13 protein-coding genes are annotated in these 14,886 nt (G+C 66.8%); 3 read left to right on the top strand and 10 right to left on the bottom strand.

From position 1 onward, the window contains the following. Positions 1-201: 201 nt before the first annotated feature. The 3 genes from A3M7_RS0109860 to A3M7_RS0109850 all read right to left on the bottom strand — a co-directional run bounded on the left by A3M7_RS0109860 (position 202) and on the right by A3M7_RS0109850 (position 4,744). Positions 202-2,427: an ATP-binding protein gene (locus tag A3M7_RS0109860; RefSeq protein WP_027543771.1), complete on the bottom strand. Its 2,226-nt coding sequence runs from the start codon at positions 2,425-2,427 to the stop codon at positions 202-204. Positions 2,428-2,640: 213 nt separating this feature from the next. Next, positions 2,641-3,108 (bottom strand): hypothetical protein, encoded by a 468-nt coding sequence (locus tag A3M7_RS0109855; RefSeq protein WP_027543770.1) that lies wholly within the window; start codon positions 3,106-3,108, stop codon positions 2,641-2,643. Between the two features lie 97 nt (positions 3,109-3,205). Continuing rightward, positions 3,206-4,744, bottom strand: coding sequence for a YifB family Mg chelatase-like AAA ATPase (locus A3M7_RS0109850; protein WP_027543769.1), 1,539 nt, complete (start codon positions 4,742-4,744; stop codon positions 3,206-3,208). A gap of 225 nt (positions 4,745-4,969) precedes the next feature. Between A3M7_RS0109850 and A3M7_RS0109845 the strand changes: the two genes are divergently transcribed. Continuing rightward, positions 4,970-5,215 carry a PilZ domain-containing protein gene (locus tag A3M7_RS0109845; protein WP_011083489.1) on the top strand — a complete coding sequence of 82 codons (246 nt, stop codon included), beginning with the start codon at positions 4,970-4,972 and terminating at the stop codon, positions 5,213-5,215. Positions 5,216-5,293: 78 nt separating this feature from the next. After that, positions 5,294-6,067 carry a tetratricopeptide repeat protein gene (locus tag A3M7_RS0109840; RefSeq protein WP_027543768.1) on the top strand — a complete coding sequence of 258 codons (774 nt, stop codon included), beginning with the start codon at positions 5,294-5,296 and terminating at the stop codon, positions 6,065-6,067. Between the two features lie 35 nt (positions 6,068-6,102). On the opposite strand, the gene A3M7_RS0109835 is transcribed toward A3M7_RS0109840, so the two are convergent. The 7 genes from A3M7_RS0109835 to rsmI form a co-directional block, all read right to left on the bottom strand. Next, the gene (locus A3M7_RS0109835) at positions 6,103-7,392 is read right to left on the bottom strand and encodes an AAA family ATPase (protein ID WP_027543767.1); all 1,290 of its coding nucleotides are present in this window, start codon (positions 7,390-7,392) and stop codon (positions 6,103-6,105) included. Then, a complete protein-coding gene (locus A3M7_RS43945; protein WP_049823314.1) occupies positions 7,389-8,123 on the bottom strand; it encodes a CpaD family pilus assembly protein in 735 nt (244 codons plus the stop codon). The genes A3M7_RS0109835 and A3M7_RS43945 overlap by 4 nt, the downstream gene beginning before the upstream one ends. Before the next feature lie 56 nt (positions 8,124-8,179). Next, positions 8,180-9,697 (bottom strand): type II and III secretion system protein family protein, encoded by a 1,518-nt coding sequence (locus A3M7_RS0109820; protein WP_027543766.1) that lies wholly within the window; start codon positions 9,695-9,697, stop codon positions 8,180-8,182. Positions 9,698-9,707: 10 nt separating this feature from the next. Then, positions 9,708-10,520 (bottom strand): Flp pilus assembly protein CpaB, encoded by an 813-nt coding sequence (cpaB, locus tag A3M7_RS0109815; protein WP_027543765.1) that lies wholly within the window; start codon positions 10,518-10,520, stop codon positions 9,708-9,710. A 472-nt stretch (positions 10,521-10,992) separates the two neighbouring features. Then, positions 10,993-11,937 (bottom strand): glutathione synthase, encoded by a 945-nt coding sequence (gshB, locus tag A3M7_RS0109810; protein ID WP_027543764.1) that lies wholly within the window; start codon positions 11,935-11,937, stop codon positions 10,993-10,995. A gap of 10 nt (positions 11,938-11,947) precedes the next feature. Then, positions 11,948-12,349 (bottom strand): YraN family protein, encoded by a 402-nt coding sequence (locus tag A3M7_RS0109805; protein ID WP_027543763.1) that lies wholly within the window; start codon positions 12,347-12,349, stop codon positions 11,948-11,950. Further along, complete coding sequence (gene rsmI, locus A3M7_RS0109800; protein WP_027543762.1) at positions 12,336-13,286, bottom strand: 16S rRNA (cytidine(1402)-2'-O)-methyltransferase; 951 nt, start codon at positions 13,284-13,286, stop codon at positions 12,336-12,338. The genes A3M7_RS0109805 and rsmI overlap by 14 nt, the downstream gene beginning before the upstream one ends. Positions 13,287-13,649: 363 nt before the next feature. Here rsmI and A3M7_RS0109795 point away from each other — a divergent pair, with 363 nt between their 5' ends. Then, positions 13,650-14,885, top strand: a complete 1,236-nt coding sequence (locus A3M7_RS0109795; RefSeq protein WP_027543761.1) for a penicillin-binding protein activator — start codon at positions 13,650-13,652, stop codon at positions 14,883-14,885. Position 14,886: the final 1 nt, after the last annotated feature.

Here is a 14,886-nt window from a genome sequence, read left to right as displayed (position 1 = left end):
AAAGCGCCGTGCCCACCATCTATCATTACTGTCGGACGTGAACGGTGGGCACGCTACGCTTTGCCCACCCTACGATATTGCGCTTGAGGCGCGCCTGCCCCCACACCCGTCATTGCGAGCGTAGCGAAGCAATCCAGGCTGTCTCTGCGGAAAGATTCTGGATTGCTTCGCTGCGCTCGCAATGACGGCGGCGAGACCCTTCTACACCGCCAGATGCCGTGACGCCGCAAGTCCCGCCAGCGCTTCGTCCAGCTTCTCGCGGTCGAGCGGCTTGATCAAAAACCCGTTCATGCCGGCCTCGAAGCACGCGTAGCGATCCTCCACCAGCGTGTTGGCGGTGAGTGCGAGGATCGGGGTGTGCTGGCCGCCGGTGGCGGCCTCGTGGGCGCGGATGCGTTTTGTCGCTTCGATGCCGTCGAGTTGCGGCATCTGGATGTCCATCAGCACGAGATCATAGGGCGTGCCGGCCGAGCTGGCAGCGAGCCAGGATTCCAGCGCGGCCTCGCCATGGACGGCGATGACGACGCGGTGGCCGAGCTTGGTCAGCAGCGAACGCATCAACAGCGCGTTGATCTCGTTGTCCTCGGCGACGAGGACCGACAGTCCCTTTGCCGGTGCCGCGCTCGTGGATTCGACCGGGGGCTCCGGCGCAAGCTCGGGCGATGCGACCTCCGGGGGCAGCGCGAGGCGTGCGGCGAGCGAGGCCGCCCGCAGCGGCTTCACCAGAAAGCCGGTGAAGGCCGCCGACAGCTTTTCATGGCGCGAGCTCGACGTCAGCAGCACCAGCCGTTGCGGCGCATGGGCGCGGGCCACGTCGCCCAGCCGGTCGGCAATTGCAGGGCCGATCGCGCGATCGACCAGCACTGCCTGCCAGGAGCGCTCCGGCAGCAGCGCTTCCGCGACAGTGGCGTCAGTCACGAGGCATGTCTGGCCACCCCAGCGTTCCAGTCGCCGTGCGATCAGCGAAGCCTCGATGCCCTCGGCAATCAGCAGGATCGACTTGCCCGTGAGGTTGGGACTCGGGAACGCGGTCTGCCCCGCGCCTCCTTGCGATGGCGCGAGCGGCACCGCGACCTCGAAGGTCGAGCCCCTGCCCGGTTCGCTCGTCAGTGTGATCCGGCCGCCCATGCGCTTGACGATGCGTTCGCTGATGGCAAGGCCGAGCCCGGTGCCGCCATAGGTGCGGGCGACGCGCTCGTCGGCCTGCTCGAACTCGCGGAAGATGCGTTGCTGCGCTTCGGCTGCGATGCCGATGCCGGTGTCGCGGACGAGGAAGCTGATCTCGTTCGGCCAGATGCCGGGCTCGACGATCAGGGCCACGCCGCCGCTCGCGGTGAACTTGATGGCGTTGCCGGCGAGATTGAGCAGCACCTGGCGCAGCCGCGCGGCGTCGCCGACCACCTCGAGCGGCAGGCGCTCGTCGACATAGGCGGCGATCTCGAGTGTCTTCGCCTGCGCGCGCGGCGCGAGCAGCTCGGTGATCTCCTCGATCAGGCTCGAGAGCGCGAAGGGGCGTTGCTCGAGGTCGAGCTTGCCGGCCTCGATCTTGGAATAATCGAGCATCTCCTCGATCAGCGCCATCAGCGCTTCGCCCGAGGTTTTCACGGCTTTCGCGTAGGTCGCCTGCTCCGGCGTCAGCGTGGTGTCGAGCAAGAGGCCGCCCATGCCGATGATGCCGTTGAGCGGAGTGCGGATCTCGTGCGAGGCCATCGCGAGGAAGCGCGACTTGGCGCGGTTGGCGGCATCGGCCTGGTCGCGGGCGTCGGACAATGCGCGCTCGGTCTCGGTGCGGTCGGTGACGTCGCGTCCCACACTCTGCAACTCGGCGGGCTGGCCGGCATCGAGGCGGACATAACCCTCGCGCCAGGCGATCCAGCGCGCGCCGAGCGGGGTTGCGATCTTCTGATCGTGAACGCGCGTGCCATTGCTTTCGCGGGCATTGTCGCCCTGCTCCAGCACGTCGAAATCAAAGCGTGTGCCGACCAGTGCGCCGCGCGCCTGCCCTGCGAGCGCGCAATAGGCGTCGTTGGCGAAGGTGATGCGGCCGTTTGTGTCGCGCAGCACGATCAGGTCGCCCTGCTGTTCGAACAGGCTGCGGGCGCGTTCCTCGGCTTCCTTCAGCTCCCAATTGCGGTCGATCAGCGCCTCGTTGTGAGCGGCGAGCTTGCGCAGCCGCTTGTTGACGAAGCGCAGCCGCATGCTCATCGTCGCCAGGCCAAGGCAGGCGAGCGCGAACAGGAAGCTCGCGCCGATCGCAAAGGCGTTGGGATCGTAGCCGGAATTCTCGGCGCGGCTGCCGGAGACGAAGCCATAGGCGCCGCCGAACGTCGCCGAGAAGATCATGAAGGAGCGGATCGCGAAGGCGATTCTCGGATGCTGCCGCCTGAAGCGGCGCATGCGCACCTTGATCCGGAACGTCCGACCCATCGCCACCGATCCCGACTCTTGTCTTAAAAACCCCGTGCTTGCCACGTGCGACGATGTCCCGCCGACCTTGCGAACAGCTTGAGGCTTTGGCGCCGCCTCCAAACAGGGTTGACGAGGTGTTAACGGCTCAGAGCATGATCCGGAAAAGTGTGCAGCGGTTTTCCGGAAAGATCATGCTCCAACACCAACCTGAAGCGCGATGATCATCGCGCTTCAGAGCGAGGCGGCCTGGAACGGGCGGTGACCGCCGTGGGCGCCGACGATCAGCGCCGCCGCCTCGCGCTGCGAGAACGACTTCGAGCGCACATAGATGCGGTAATCGGCCGGCCCGTCGGTGGAGAGATAGATCACCGGCCCGCCGTCGACCGGCTGTGCGGCAATCGTGATGAGCCGGGTCTGCGGATTGGCCTGGCAGGAATCCGGCTCGGAGCCGAGACCGTCGTCGACCACCGCGAAGTCCGCACCGTCCGCATCGTCGGTGATCTGAACCCTGACCGTGGCCCGCGTCGGATCGTCGGTGAAGGCGACATGGACGCCGGCGGTCCAGAACAGCGATGTCAGCTCGACAGAGGTGTCGCCCAGGGCGATGCAGGGATGCGAGACCGATCCGATCTCGCTGCGGGCGAACACCGCAGCCGCCAGCAGGGGAACGACCGAGGCCAGGATCTTGAAACGCAACATGACACTCTACTCGCCAGGCCCGTACGGGAACTTGTGGGCCTTATGGTTTGCAGAGCGTAAAGGAAACTCGTTACCGCCGGGTTGATGCGCGGAATGATCACGCCATTTGGCGCACATCCTCTGCGAGTGCGCGGTAGGACAGCGCTTCGGCGAGATGCAGCCGGCCGATCTTGTCTGCGTTGTCGAGGTCGGCGAGCGTGCGCGCCACCCGCAGCACCCGGTGATAGCCGCGCGCCGACAGCCGCATGGTCTCGGCGGCGTCGCGCAGCAGCTTGGCGCCTTGCACATCCGGCTTGGCGATCTCTTCGAGCACCGAGGCCGGCGCCTCGGCATTGATGCGGACCCGCGGCAGGCCGATCGCCGCGTAACGCGCAAGCTGGATGTCTCGCGCCGCCGCCACGCGCGCGGCGACCTCGGCTGATCCCTCCGCCGGCGGCGGCAGGATCAGGTCGGCTGCGGTCACCGCCGGAACCTCGATGCGCAGGTCGATGCGGTCCATCAAGGGCCCTGAGATGCGCGCCTGGTAGTCGCCGGTGCAGCGATCGATGCGACCGCGCTTGCAGGCATAGCCGGGTTCGAACGCGTTGCCGCAGCGGCAGGGATTCATCGCCGCGACCAGCATGAAGCGGGCAGGGTAGGTGACGCGATGATTGGCGCGGGACACCGAGACCTCGCCGTTCTCCAGCGGCTGGCGCAGCGAATCCAGCACGCGCGGATCGAACTCGGGCAATTCGTCGAGGAACAGCACGCCCTGGTGCGCCAGCGAGATCTCGCCGGGCTTGGCACGCATGCCGCCGCCGGTGAGCGCGGCCATGCTGGCGGAATGATGCGGCGAGCGGAACGGGCGCCGCGCAGTCAGCGCACCGCCTTCGATCTCGCCGGCAACGGAGGCGATCATCGAGACCTCGAGCAGCTCGCCCGGCGACAGCGGCGGCAGGATCGAGGGCAGGCGCGCCGCCAGCATCGACTTGCCGGCACCGGGCGCGCCGATCATCAAGAGGTGATGTCCGCCGGCGGCCGCGATCTCCAGCGCCCGCTTGGCGCTTTCCTGGCCCTTGATGTCGCGCAGGTCGAGCGGCGAGGCGGCGGCCTCGTGCACCCTGGGCGAGGGACGCGACAGCACCTGCGTGCCCTTGAAGTGGTTGGCGATCTGGATCAGCGATTGTGCGGCGATGATCTGGATGTCCGGGCTCGCCCAGGCCGCTTCCGAGCCGCAGGCGGCCGGACAGATCAGGCCTTCCTCGCGCACATTGGCGCCAATCGCGGCGGGAAGAACGCCGGCCACCGGCGCGATCGAGCCGTCGAGGCCGAGCTCGCCGAGCACGGTGAAGCCAGTCAGCGCATCCGGCGGAATCGCGCCGATCGCCGCCATCAGCCCGAGTGCGATCGGCAGGTCGTAATGGCTGCCTTCCTTCGGGAGGTCGGCGGGGGCCAGATTGACGATGATCCGCCGCGCCGGCAGCGCCAGGCCTGATGCAATCAGCGCCGAGCGGACCCGCTCCCGCGCCTCCGACACCGCCTTGTCCGGCAGGCCAACGATGGCAAAGGCCGGCAGGCCCGGCGCGACCTGCACCTGCACGTCGACCGCGCGGGCCTCGATCCCCTCAAAGGCGACGGTAGAAACCCGTTGAACCATGCCGAACCAGCCTGCCCACTTGCACAATCGAGGGTAGCAGAGCCGGCCACCCTCCGCAAGAACAATACGGGAACATATCCGGCGGCGCCCAAGCCCTAACCAATCGTAAACAAGGCGCGGACACTACGCCTCGAATGCGAGCGGCTGTCCTCAGCACATTCCAACGAATGTCCGCTACTCCTAGGGCTGCGGGATGGGCCGTGATCTAACAAGTGAACAATCAAAATGCTTGCAAATCGCCGGAGAAGCGAACGTCGGGTGTGCAGCCGACTCGCCAAGATTCACTTTGGCGCGGGCTCGCTGCCGCGGGATTGCACAATCACGGATATTTCGGACGGGGGCGTGAAAGTGGTGGCGGAATTCCTGGAAGTGCCGCCGCAATTCACCATCATCTTCGCACCCGACTATTCCCGCCAGTGCCGGCTGCGTTGGCGCATCGGCTGCGAATTCGGTGCCGAGTTCACCGATTAGGCTGCGGGGCTGACTTCCTTAACGGGAATTTAGCGTTAATCGGTAAGCATCTCTGATCAGTCGCCGAGTGATCAGAGTATGCCCAAGCGTTTGTCCCGTGCCTCTGCCCCGGCGAAATTCCTGCTGCCCGCGCTTCTGGTGCTTGCCCTCGGCGGTTGCCAGACCGTCGGCGTCGAGGACGTGACCGGCGCGCTTGGCGGCAAGTCGGAAACAGCCGGCAAGGCCGATCCGAAGTCGGACATGGATGTCCTGCGCGAGCGCTATCGCGCCAAGCCCGGTGATCCCAACCTCGCGCTCGAGTATGGCAAGGCGCTGCGCGCGAGCGGCCAGCGCGCGCAGGCGGTCGCGGTGCTGGAGCAGGCCGTGCTCGGCCATCCCAGCAACAAGGCGCTGCTCGCCGGCTACGGCCGCGCGCTCGCCGACAACGGCAATTTCCAGCAGGCTTTCGACGTGCTGGGCCGCTCGCATTCGCCCGAGGATCCGGACTGGCGCATCCTGTCGGCGCAGGGCGCGGCGCTCGACCAGCTCGGCCGCAACGAAGAGGCGCAGCAATATTACGCCGCGGCGCTGAAGATCGTGCCCGACGAGCCGACCGTGCTGTCCAATCTCGGCCTGTCCTATATGCTGCAAAACAATCTGTCGAAGGCCGAACAGGTGCTCGGACGCGCTTATCAGCGCAATCAGAACGATGCGCGGGTCCGCGCCAATCTCGCGCTCGTGCTGGGATTGCAGGGCCGCGAGGCCGAGGCTGAAATCCTCGTGAAGGCAGATTTGCCGCCGGACCAGGCCGCGGCCAAGGTCGCGGCACTGCGCCAGGTGCTGGCCAAGAAACAGCAAAGGGCGGACAAATAGTCCGCCCACTTGCCGGCCTTTGCGAGTTCAGCTCCTTACGAAGCCTTGCGATGCGGCGCGGAATTGCGGCTTGATCGGCCCTTCAGCTTCTTCAGGAGCGGTGCGAGCAGCGAGCGCTTCGGCTTCTTCACCTCGCCGCGCCCGGCGAGGCGGTTCGCCATGTTCTGGAACAGCTCGGTGGTGCGGTGGCTCTTGGAGACCTCCGCGATCATCTGGCCGTTGTTGGCCGCGGTGGAGAACAGTTTCGAATCGAACGGGATCACCGCGATCGGCTGGCTCTCCATGGTCTTGACGAACGACTTGACGTCGATCTCCGCGCGCTTGTGCATGCCGACCTGGTTGATGCAGTACAGCGGCGGCCGGTCGTTCGGCCGCGCCGCCTTCAGCACGGTCAGCATGTTCTTGGTGTTGCGCAAGTTGGCGAGATCGGGCTCGGCCACGATCACGATGTCGTCGGCGTTGATCAGCGCGCGCCGCGTCCAACCCGACCATTGATGGGGGACGTCGAGCACGATGCAGGGCGTGGTCATGCGCAGCGTGTCGAACACCGCGTCGAAGGCCTCCGCGCCGAAATCGTAGACCCGGTCGAGGGTGGCAGGCGCGGCCAGAAGGCTGAGGCGCTCGGTGCATTTGGCGAGCAGGCGCTCCATCAGCGCCGTGTCGGGCCGGTCCTGCGACAGCACCGCGTTGGCGATGCCCTGCACCGGGTCCTGGTTGTAGTCGAGACTCGCGGTGCCGAAGGCGAGGTCGAGGTCGATCACGACGGAATCGAGCGCGAGGTCGCGGGCGATGGTCCAGGCCACATTGTGCGCGACGGTGGACGCGCCGACGCCGCCCTTGGCGCCGACCACCGCGATGACGCGGCCGGTGATGATGGCTTCGGACGCCGAGAACAGGCTGCAGATCGAACGGACCACGTCGAGCGTTTCGACCGGTCCCACCACATAGTCGTTGACGCCGCGACGCACCAGCTCGCGATAGGGCGCCGTGTCGTTGGGGTTGCCGATCACGACCACGCGGGTGCCGGGATCGCAGACGCCGGCGAGATCGTCCAGGCCCTCCAGGATGTCGCGCGTGCCGTCGGATTCGATCACGATCACGTTCGGCGTCGGCATCGATTCATAGACTTCGATCGCCGCGGCGAGGCCGCCTTCCTTGGCGGTGACATGCGCCTTGGCAAGCCTGCGATCCTGCCCGGCCGCCGTCACTGCGGCGAGCGTCTGGTCGGTCTCGCAAAAGGCTTGCACGGAAATGCGAGGAACCGGCGCAATATGCTCCTCGGGGTGCCGCGGATGGTCCGCTTCTTCGTCGTTGACGCTCGTCATCTGCCTGTATCGCTGAGCTTGGCCTTGTCGGCCTCGGGGTTGGGAGTCGCGACCGGCGTGCCCTTGCGATAGCGTTCGAAGGCGATGTCGCGACGTGCGGTGTAGACCGGCGTTTCGGCACGCGGCTGCTCGAGGTCGGCGGGATTGTCGATCATCGCCGCGAGATTGCGCTGGCTGGCGCAGCCTAGGTTGAAGTACGGCCGGTTCTCGTTGTAGCCGGGGTCGAGGATGGACGGACCGACGTCTTCGGGCCACAGCCCGCAGGGGCCGGCGACCGCGGCGATGCGGGAGTAGCTCAGGCGGATGGTCGGCAGCAGTCCGGGATCCTCGGGCCGATAGGGATGCTGGACGATGGCACGCGACGGCACGCCGCTGGACGCGAGCACGGAACGGATTTCCCGATAGGTCGCCGCGGCGGCACGCGAATTCGCGGCGTCGATCGGCACATCGACGACGACGGACCCGGTGCCTTCGCGCACCCAGTCCCGGGCGATGCCCGCGACGTCGGACTGCTGTTCGGCCGAGAGGCCGCCTCTCGCCTTGCCGACGAAAATCACGATCGACTTCTTGGCTTCCTGCACAGCGATCGGATGGCGCTGGCGATAATCGGTCGGCACCGTCTGGGTGACGATCTCGCCCGTGGTGTTGCACGCACCCAGCATGACGGAGAGCCCCGTCAGCGCCAGCGCGACGCTTAAGCCGCGACGTCGATCGGTCATGGTCTTCGTCATCGCTTGATCCCCTCTTGCCCCGATCCTTGCCCCGTTCCCCAAGCCGTCCGTCGGTCTCAGTCGATGATGAAGCCGAAATCGCCGCGGGCGCCGTCGATCGGATCGACGCGGCGCGCGATGCCATAGAGGCGGTTCATGCGGCCGAGCAGCGCCGTCTGCGCGTCCGAGGCCGGCGCAAAGCCGTCGTCGGGCCGCGACAATTCCTTCTGGGCGACCGCGCGCACCACATAGGGCGTCACGATCACCATCAGCTCGGTCTCGTTGTTGACGAAGTCCTGGCTGCGGAACAGCGCGCCGATGATCGGCACCTGGTCGACGCCGGGCAGGCCGTTGATCGCCTGCTTGGTCTGCTGCTGGATCAGGCCGGCCATCGCCATCGAGCCGCCCGAGGGAATCTCGAGCGTGGTCTCGGCGCGGCGGGTCTGGATCGAGGGGATGGTGATCGAGCTGGTCTGGCCCGCGGACACCGCCTGCGTCACGGAGATGGCGTTCTGATTCGACAGCTCCGAGACTTCGGTCATCACGCGCAGGCTGATACGTCCCTCGCTCAACACGACCGGCGTGAAGTTCAGGGAGATGCCGAACTTCTTGTAGGTGATCTGGGTGGTACAGACGTGGGTGACCGGATCGCAGGAATAGCCCGCAGGGATCGGGAATTCGCCGCCGGCGATGAAAGTGGCGGACTCGCCGGAGATTGCCGTCAAGCTCGGCTCGGCCAGCGTCCGCATCACGCCGGCGCTTTCCATCGCGCGCATCGTGGCGTTGACGGTGGCCACGCCTTTTGCCAGTCCGGTAAGGCCGAGCCCGTTGCTGGTTACGAGCGGGCCGCCAGAGACCGAGAACGGGTTGGAATTGTTGAAGTTCACGACCGCGGTGCCGGCATTCAGGCTGGCGCTGAGATCGACGCCCAATTGCTTGACGATGTCGCGGCGCACTTCGCCGACGACGACCTTGAGCATCACCTGGTCGCGGCCGCGCACCACGATGTTGTTGACCACCTTGTCGGAGCCGCCGACCAGCTTGGCGGCGACGTCGCCGGCCTGCTGCGCCTCGACTGGGCTCGACACCGAGCCGGTCAGCATCACGCTGTCGCCGACGCCTTCGATCTGCACGCCCGGCAGCGACTGGCGCAGCGCGGCACGCATGCCGTTGAGGTCGCGCTTCACCGCGATGTCGTAGGCGGCGACCTGCTGGCCGTCGGCGGTGAAGAACACGACGTTGGTCTGGCCGACCTGGCCGCCGATGATATAGGCGCGCTGGGCCGAGCGGATCACCGCGTTGGCGATCTTGGGATCGGCCACCAGCACATCCTTGACCTCGCGGGGCAGGTCGATGACGACCGACTTGCCGACGCCGAGCGACAGGAAGCGCGTCTTCGCCGGCGCGATCGTCCCGACCGACGCCACGCCGAGATCCGGCGCCTGCATCGGCGCCTGGTCGCCGACCGGCGTTTCGGCGGCGCCGACGAAGTCGGGAGCTGCGAGCAGCCCCAGCATCAACATCGCCCCCGTCCAGAACGTGCGTGCGCGATTCCCCCGAATGCGCAAGCCCGCCCGATCATCCCCGTAGTTCATCATGTCCCCATCACTTCTGTGACGTCAGTTGTCGCACCTGCACGCCGTAGCGGATCACGTTGACTCCGCCGGAACGCTTGATCGCCAAATCCTCGGCCGTGAGCTCGGCTGCGTTGGCATCGACGATGCTCCGCAGCGCAAGCTGGAGCGTGCCGCCCTGGCGCGCGGCGGCGAGCGTTGCGACCTGGTCCGGCTTGAGCTCGAGTGTGACGGTCTTGCCGAGCACGGCGTTCTGGCCGTCCTTTTCCTTCGGCGCCTGGTCGATCGCGAGCACGCGGACGTTGCTCAGGATGACCTCGGACAGGATGAGGTCGTTGCCCGCGGTCGTGCTGCTGGCGTCGGGACTCTTCAGGCGGCGGGTCAGGACGATGTCGACGCGGTCGTTCGGCAGGATGAAGCCGCCGGCGCCGGTCTCGGCTGAAATCTCGGTGGAAACGGCGCGCATGCCCGACGGCAGAATCGCGGCCATGAAGCCGGAGCCCTCGGCCCTCACCAGCTTCTGCTCGCGGATCGGCTCGCCCTGCATCAACGGCACGCGCGCGATCGAGCCGGCGATCTGGGTCTGCGCCTCGGGCCTGCTGTCGCGGCGGATGAAAGCGCTGCTCGCGGTGGTCGACGGCCAGGTCTGCCATTGCAGGTCCTCGACCTTCACGGCCTGGCCGAGCTGGATGTCGTTTTTCGCGACGAGAACCTCGACCGTCGGCAGCTTCTCGGCGACGGGAAGGGCGGGCGCGGGCTTGTTGTCATAACCGCTCGCCAGATACGCAGCGACGCCGCCGGCGCCCAGCGCGATGACGAGAACGACAATGCGTGCGGTATTCATACGCCTCTACTCTTACGCGGGGTACTCGAACCGCACGTGGCGGGTTCCCCTGTGTCGATGAGTAGGGAGTAAAAGTATAAGGGGTGTTGCGAGGCCGAATGCGATGAGCGGCCACGGCCCGAGTTCTGGGCAGATGGTGAACGGCGCGTTATTCGATCGGCCAGCAGCCACCGTAGATTCACGCAGTACGAGACGTTCGTCCGAACGATGCGCGCGGCGTCATGGTGAACGGGTGGTTAGTGGCTCGTGGGACTCCGCGCCGCCATGGTGTCACCTCAGCATGCCGCGCCGACACAGGTGATCCGTCATCCTGAGGTGCGAAGCTTGCGATGCAACGCATCGCGAGGTGAGCCTCGAAGGATGTACGGCCGGGATGCGGCCGGGCCGTCGCCCTTCGAGGCTCGCCGAAGAGGCGAGCACCTCAGGGTGACGGTGAGGGAGTGAGTATCCGGGAGACGAAGTGAGAGGCGCCTTACTTCGCCCGCTTCTGCTCGATCGTGTCCCAGACCTTTGCCGCGACGTCCGGGCCGCCGAGACGCGCGATGGCGCGGATGCCCGTTGGCGATGTCACGTTGATCTCGGTGAGGTTGCCGTTGATGACGTCGATGCCGACGAACAGCAGGCCGCGCTCGCGCAGCGCCGGGCCGACGGTGGCGCAGATCTCGCGTTCGCGCGGGGTGAGCTCGGTCTCCTGCGCGGCGCCGCCGCGCACCATGTTGGAGCGGAGGTCGTCGGCGGCGGGCACGCGGTTCACGGCGCCGGCGAACTCGCCGTTGACGAGGATGATGCGCTTGTCGCCGTGCTTCACCTCGGGGATGAACTGCTGGATCACCCAGGGCTCCCTGAACGTGACCGAGAACATGTCGAACAGCGAGCCGAAATTCATGTCCTGCGGCATCACGCGGAACACCGCCGCGCCGCCATGGCCGTGCAGCGGCTTCATCACGACGGCGCCGTGCCTGTCCCGGAATGCGTTGATCTCATCCAGGTCGCGCGAGATCAGCGTCGGCGGCATCAGCTGCGGAAAGTTCATCACGAACAGCTTTTCCGGCGCGTTGCGCACCGAGGCCGGATCGTTGACGACCAGCGTCTTCGGATGGATGCGCTCCAGGAAATGCGTCGAGGTGATGTAGGCGAGGTCGAACGGCGGGTCCTGGCGCAGCAGCACCACGTCGAAGCCGTTGAGCGCCTCGCGCTTGGGCTCGCCGAGGGTGAAATGATCGCCCGGCTCGTCGCGCACGGTCAGCAGCTGCACCGGCGCGACCAGCTCCTCGCCGACCATCGAGAGCTTGTCGGGCGTGTAGTAGGACAGGCCGTGGCCGCGCTTCTGCGCCTCCAGAAGCAGCGCAAAGGTGGAATCGCCCTTGATGTTGATGCGGGCGATGGGATCCATCTGGACGGCGACGTTCAGTTTCATGGTCTGCCTTTCAGGTCGAGGCGTCGAATGCTGCCAACACATGGCGCGGAAGTGACCGCGGCGCAATCAGCATGGCGTCGAATCGCAATTCGAATTCGGCATGCTCGGGATGCGCGACGAGCCAGCCTTGCGCGGCGTCGATGATGCGCTGCTGCTGGCGCGGCGTTACGGCAAAGGCGGCATCGTCCAGGCTCGCGCGGGCCTTGACCTCGACGAAGGCGATCAGGTTGCGCCGGCGCGCCACGATGTCGATCTCGCCATGCGGGGTGCGATAGCGCTTGGCGAGGATGCGATAGCCCTTGGCCATGAGATAGGCGGCGGCGCGGCTCTCGGCCGAGATGCCGGTGCGGAACGCGGCGACGCGTTCGGGCGAGGCGACTTTCGGTTCCGCTCCGCCCTCAGTCTTCGCCATCGCCGCCCCGCAAATCTTTTGCGAGCTCGAGTGCGCGGGCATAGATCTCGCGCCGCGGCCGGCCGGACAGCTCGACGGCATGAGCCACGGCGTCCTTGACGCTGTGGGTGGCGAGCTGCGCGCGCAGGAGATCGTCGAGCGCATCCGATGTCAGCATCTCGGCATCCGCCGCAGGCGGTGCGATCACCAGCACGAACTCGCCGCGCGTCTCCAGCGTGTCCGCCTCGCGTGCCAGCTCGTTCAGCGTCGCGCGCGAAATCTCCTCGTGCAGCTTCGTCAGCTCGCGGCAAATCGCGGCCTCGCGCGTCCCCATGATCTCGGCGAGCTCGGCAAGCGTATCCTGCACGCGGTTGCCGGATTCGAACATCACCAGCGTCGCATCGATGCGGGCAAGCTCGGCAAGGCGCGACCTGCGCGCGGCGGATTTTGCCGGCAGAAAGCCCTCGAAGAAGAAGCGGTCGGTCGGTAGCGCCGCGACCGACAGCGCCGCCAGCACCGAGGACGGGCCGGGCAGCGCGTAGACGGCATGGCCGGCGGCGCAGACCTCGCGCACCAGCTTGAAGCCGGGATCGGAGATCAGCGGCGTGCCGGCGTCCGACACCAGCGCGACCGAGCCGCCTTGCGAAAGCCGCTCCAGGATCTTCGGGCGCGCGGCCTCGGCATTGTGCTCGTGATAGGGCTTGAGCTGCGCGGAAATGTCGTAGCGCTCGGTCAGGCGCCGCGTGATGCGGGTGTCCTCGCAGGCGATGACATCGACCCCTGCGAGCGTCTGAAGCCCGCGCAGCGTGATGTCGCCGAGATTGCCGATCGGGGTTGCGACCAGATGGAGGCCTGCGGCGGCTTTCGGCGCCACAAGACGATGGGCATCGATGGAGAAGCCGCGCGGTGCGGCGTCTGTGCCTTCAGGCGTATTTATCGGGGCCGGCTTTGCGCGCATAATGAAACGAACTTAGGCATGATCCACGGGGCTGGGAACCGGTCCTCCGAAAAAGATCGTGCCGGGGCAAGAGGGCAAGCGAGGGGCGAGGCAGGAACTGAAGAGGACGGGAATGTGATCCATCCGGGATCACATTCGTGAGGGGATCAAGAGCCAGCGCCATATTCGCGGCGGAAACGCCGCCTTGATGCTGGGTGACGAACGGCGGACAGCTAACCAGGAATTGATGTACGGCTGCGTTAAGCGATCATTATCCTTTTGTTTTGGTTAACTATTTGCCGACAATATGCCTGAATCCGCGGCTTCTGTCGCGGCAAGTTTGTTGTGACCGGCCGGCGACGGCAGGTCAGAAGAGAAGCTGTCATGCTGGGCCCGCGTTATCCAAAGTCTTCCGATCCGGGGCCCCAATCGTCGGGTGCGACCCGGCGGAGCGCGCTCGGCTTGTTGCTCGGCGCGCCGCTGCTGTCGGCCTGCGCCGGCGTGCAGCAGAGCCTCAGCCAGTTCTCCAATCCCTTCAGCAGCTCCTCCACACCCCCGGCTCAGCCGGCCGGCCCGCCGCAACAGGCGACGACCGCCGGTACCGGCGGGGTGAAGGTCGCCGTGATCCTGCCGCTCTCGGCCGCCGGCAACGCCGGCCTTGCCGCGCAGTCCATGCGCAACGCCGCCGAGATGGCGCTGGCCGAATTCCAGAATCCGAACATCCAGCTGCTGATCAAGGACGACAATGGCAGCCCGCAAGGCGCGCAGGCGGGTGCGCAGCAGGCGGTCGACGAGGGCGCCGAGATCATCCTGGGACCGCTGTTTGCGCAGTCGGTGCCGGCGGTGGCGCAGGTCGCGCGCACGCGCGGCATTTCCGTCATGGCGTTCTCGACCGATTCCAGCATCGCCGGCCGCGGCGTCTATCTGCTGAGCTTCCTGCCGGAGTCCGACGTCAACCGGATCGTCGAATATTCCGCCAGCATCGGAAAGCGCTCAGTCGCCGTGCTCGTGCCCGACAATGCCTATGGCAACGTAGTCGAGGCCGCGGTGAAGGCAGCGGTGCCGCGGCGTGGCGGCCGCATCGTTGCGTTCGAGAGATACGGTGCCGATCGCGCCGCGCCGGCGCGCGCCGTGGCGCAGCAGCTCGGCAGCGCCGATGCGCTGTTCATCGCCGACGACGGCGATGCGGTGGTGACGGTCGCCGATGCGATGACGGCCGCAGGCGCGAACTTGCGCAACATCCAGCTGCTCGGCACCGGCCTGTGGGACAGTCCGCGCGTCTACGCGAATGCGAACCTGCAAGGCGGCCTCTACGCCGCGCCGGATCCGGCCGGCTTCCGCGCTTTCTCCGGCCGCTACCGCACCAAATACGGCGCCGAGCCGATTCGCACCGCAACGCTCGCCTATGACGCGGTCGCCCTCGTCGCCGCGCTCGCGCGCACGCAAGGCACCACGCGCTTCTCGTCCGACGTGCTCACCAACCCCTCCGGCTTTGCCGGCATCGACGGCCTGTTCCGCTTCCGCGCCGACGGCACCAACGAACGTGGCCTCGCCGTGATGAGGGTGACGACCGGCGGCGGCGTCGCGGTCGCGGGCTCGCCGAAGAGTTTTGGGGCCTGAT

Source organism: Bradyrhizobium sp. WSM2254 (assembly GCF_000472645.1).
In the GTDB taxonomy this organism is placed as follows: domain Bacteria; phylum Pseudomonadota; class Alphaproteobacteria; order Rhizobiales; family Xanthobacteraceae; genus Bradyrhizobium; species Bradyrhizobium niftali.
Note: the sequence above shows the minus strand (reverse complement) of the source record. Positions and strands in the feature narration are given on the sequence as shown.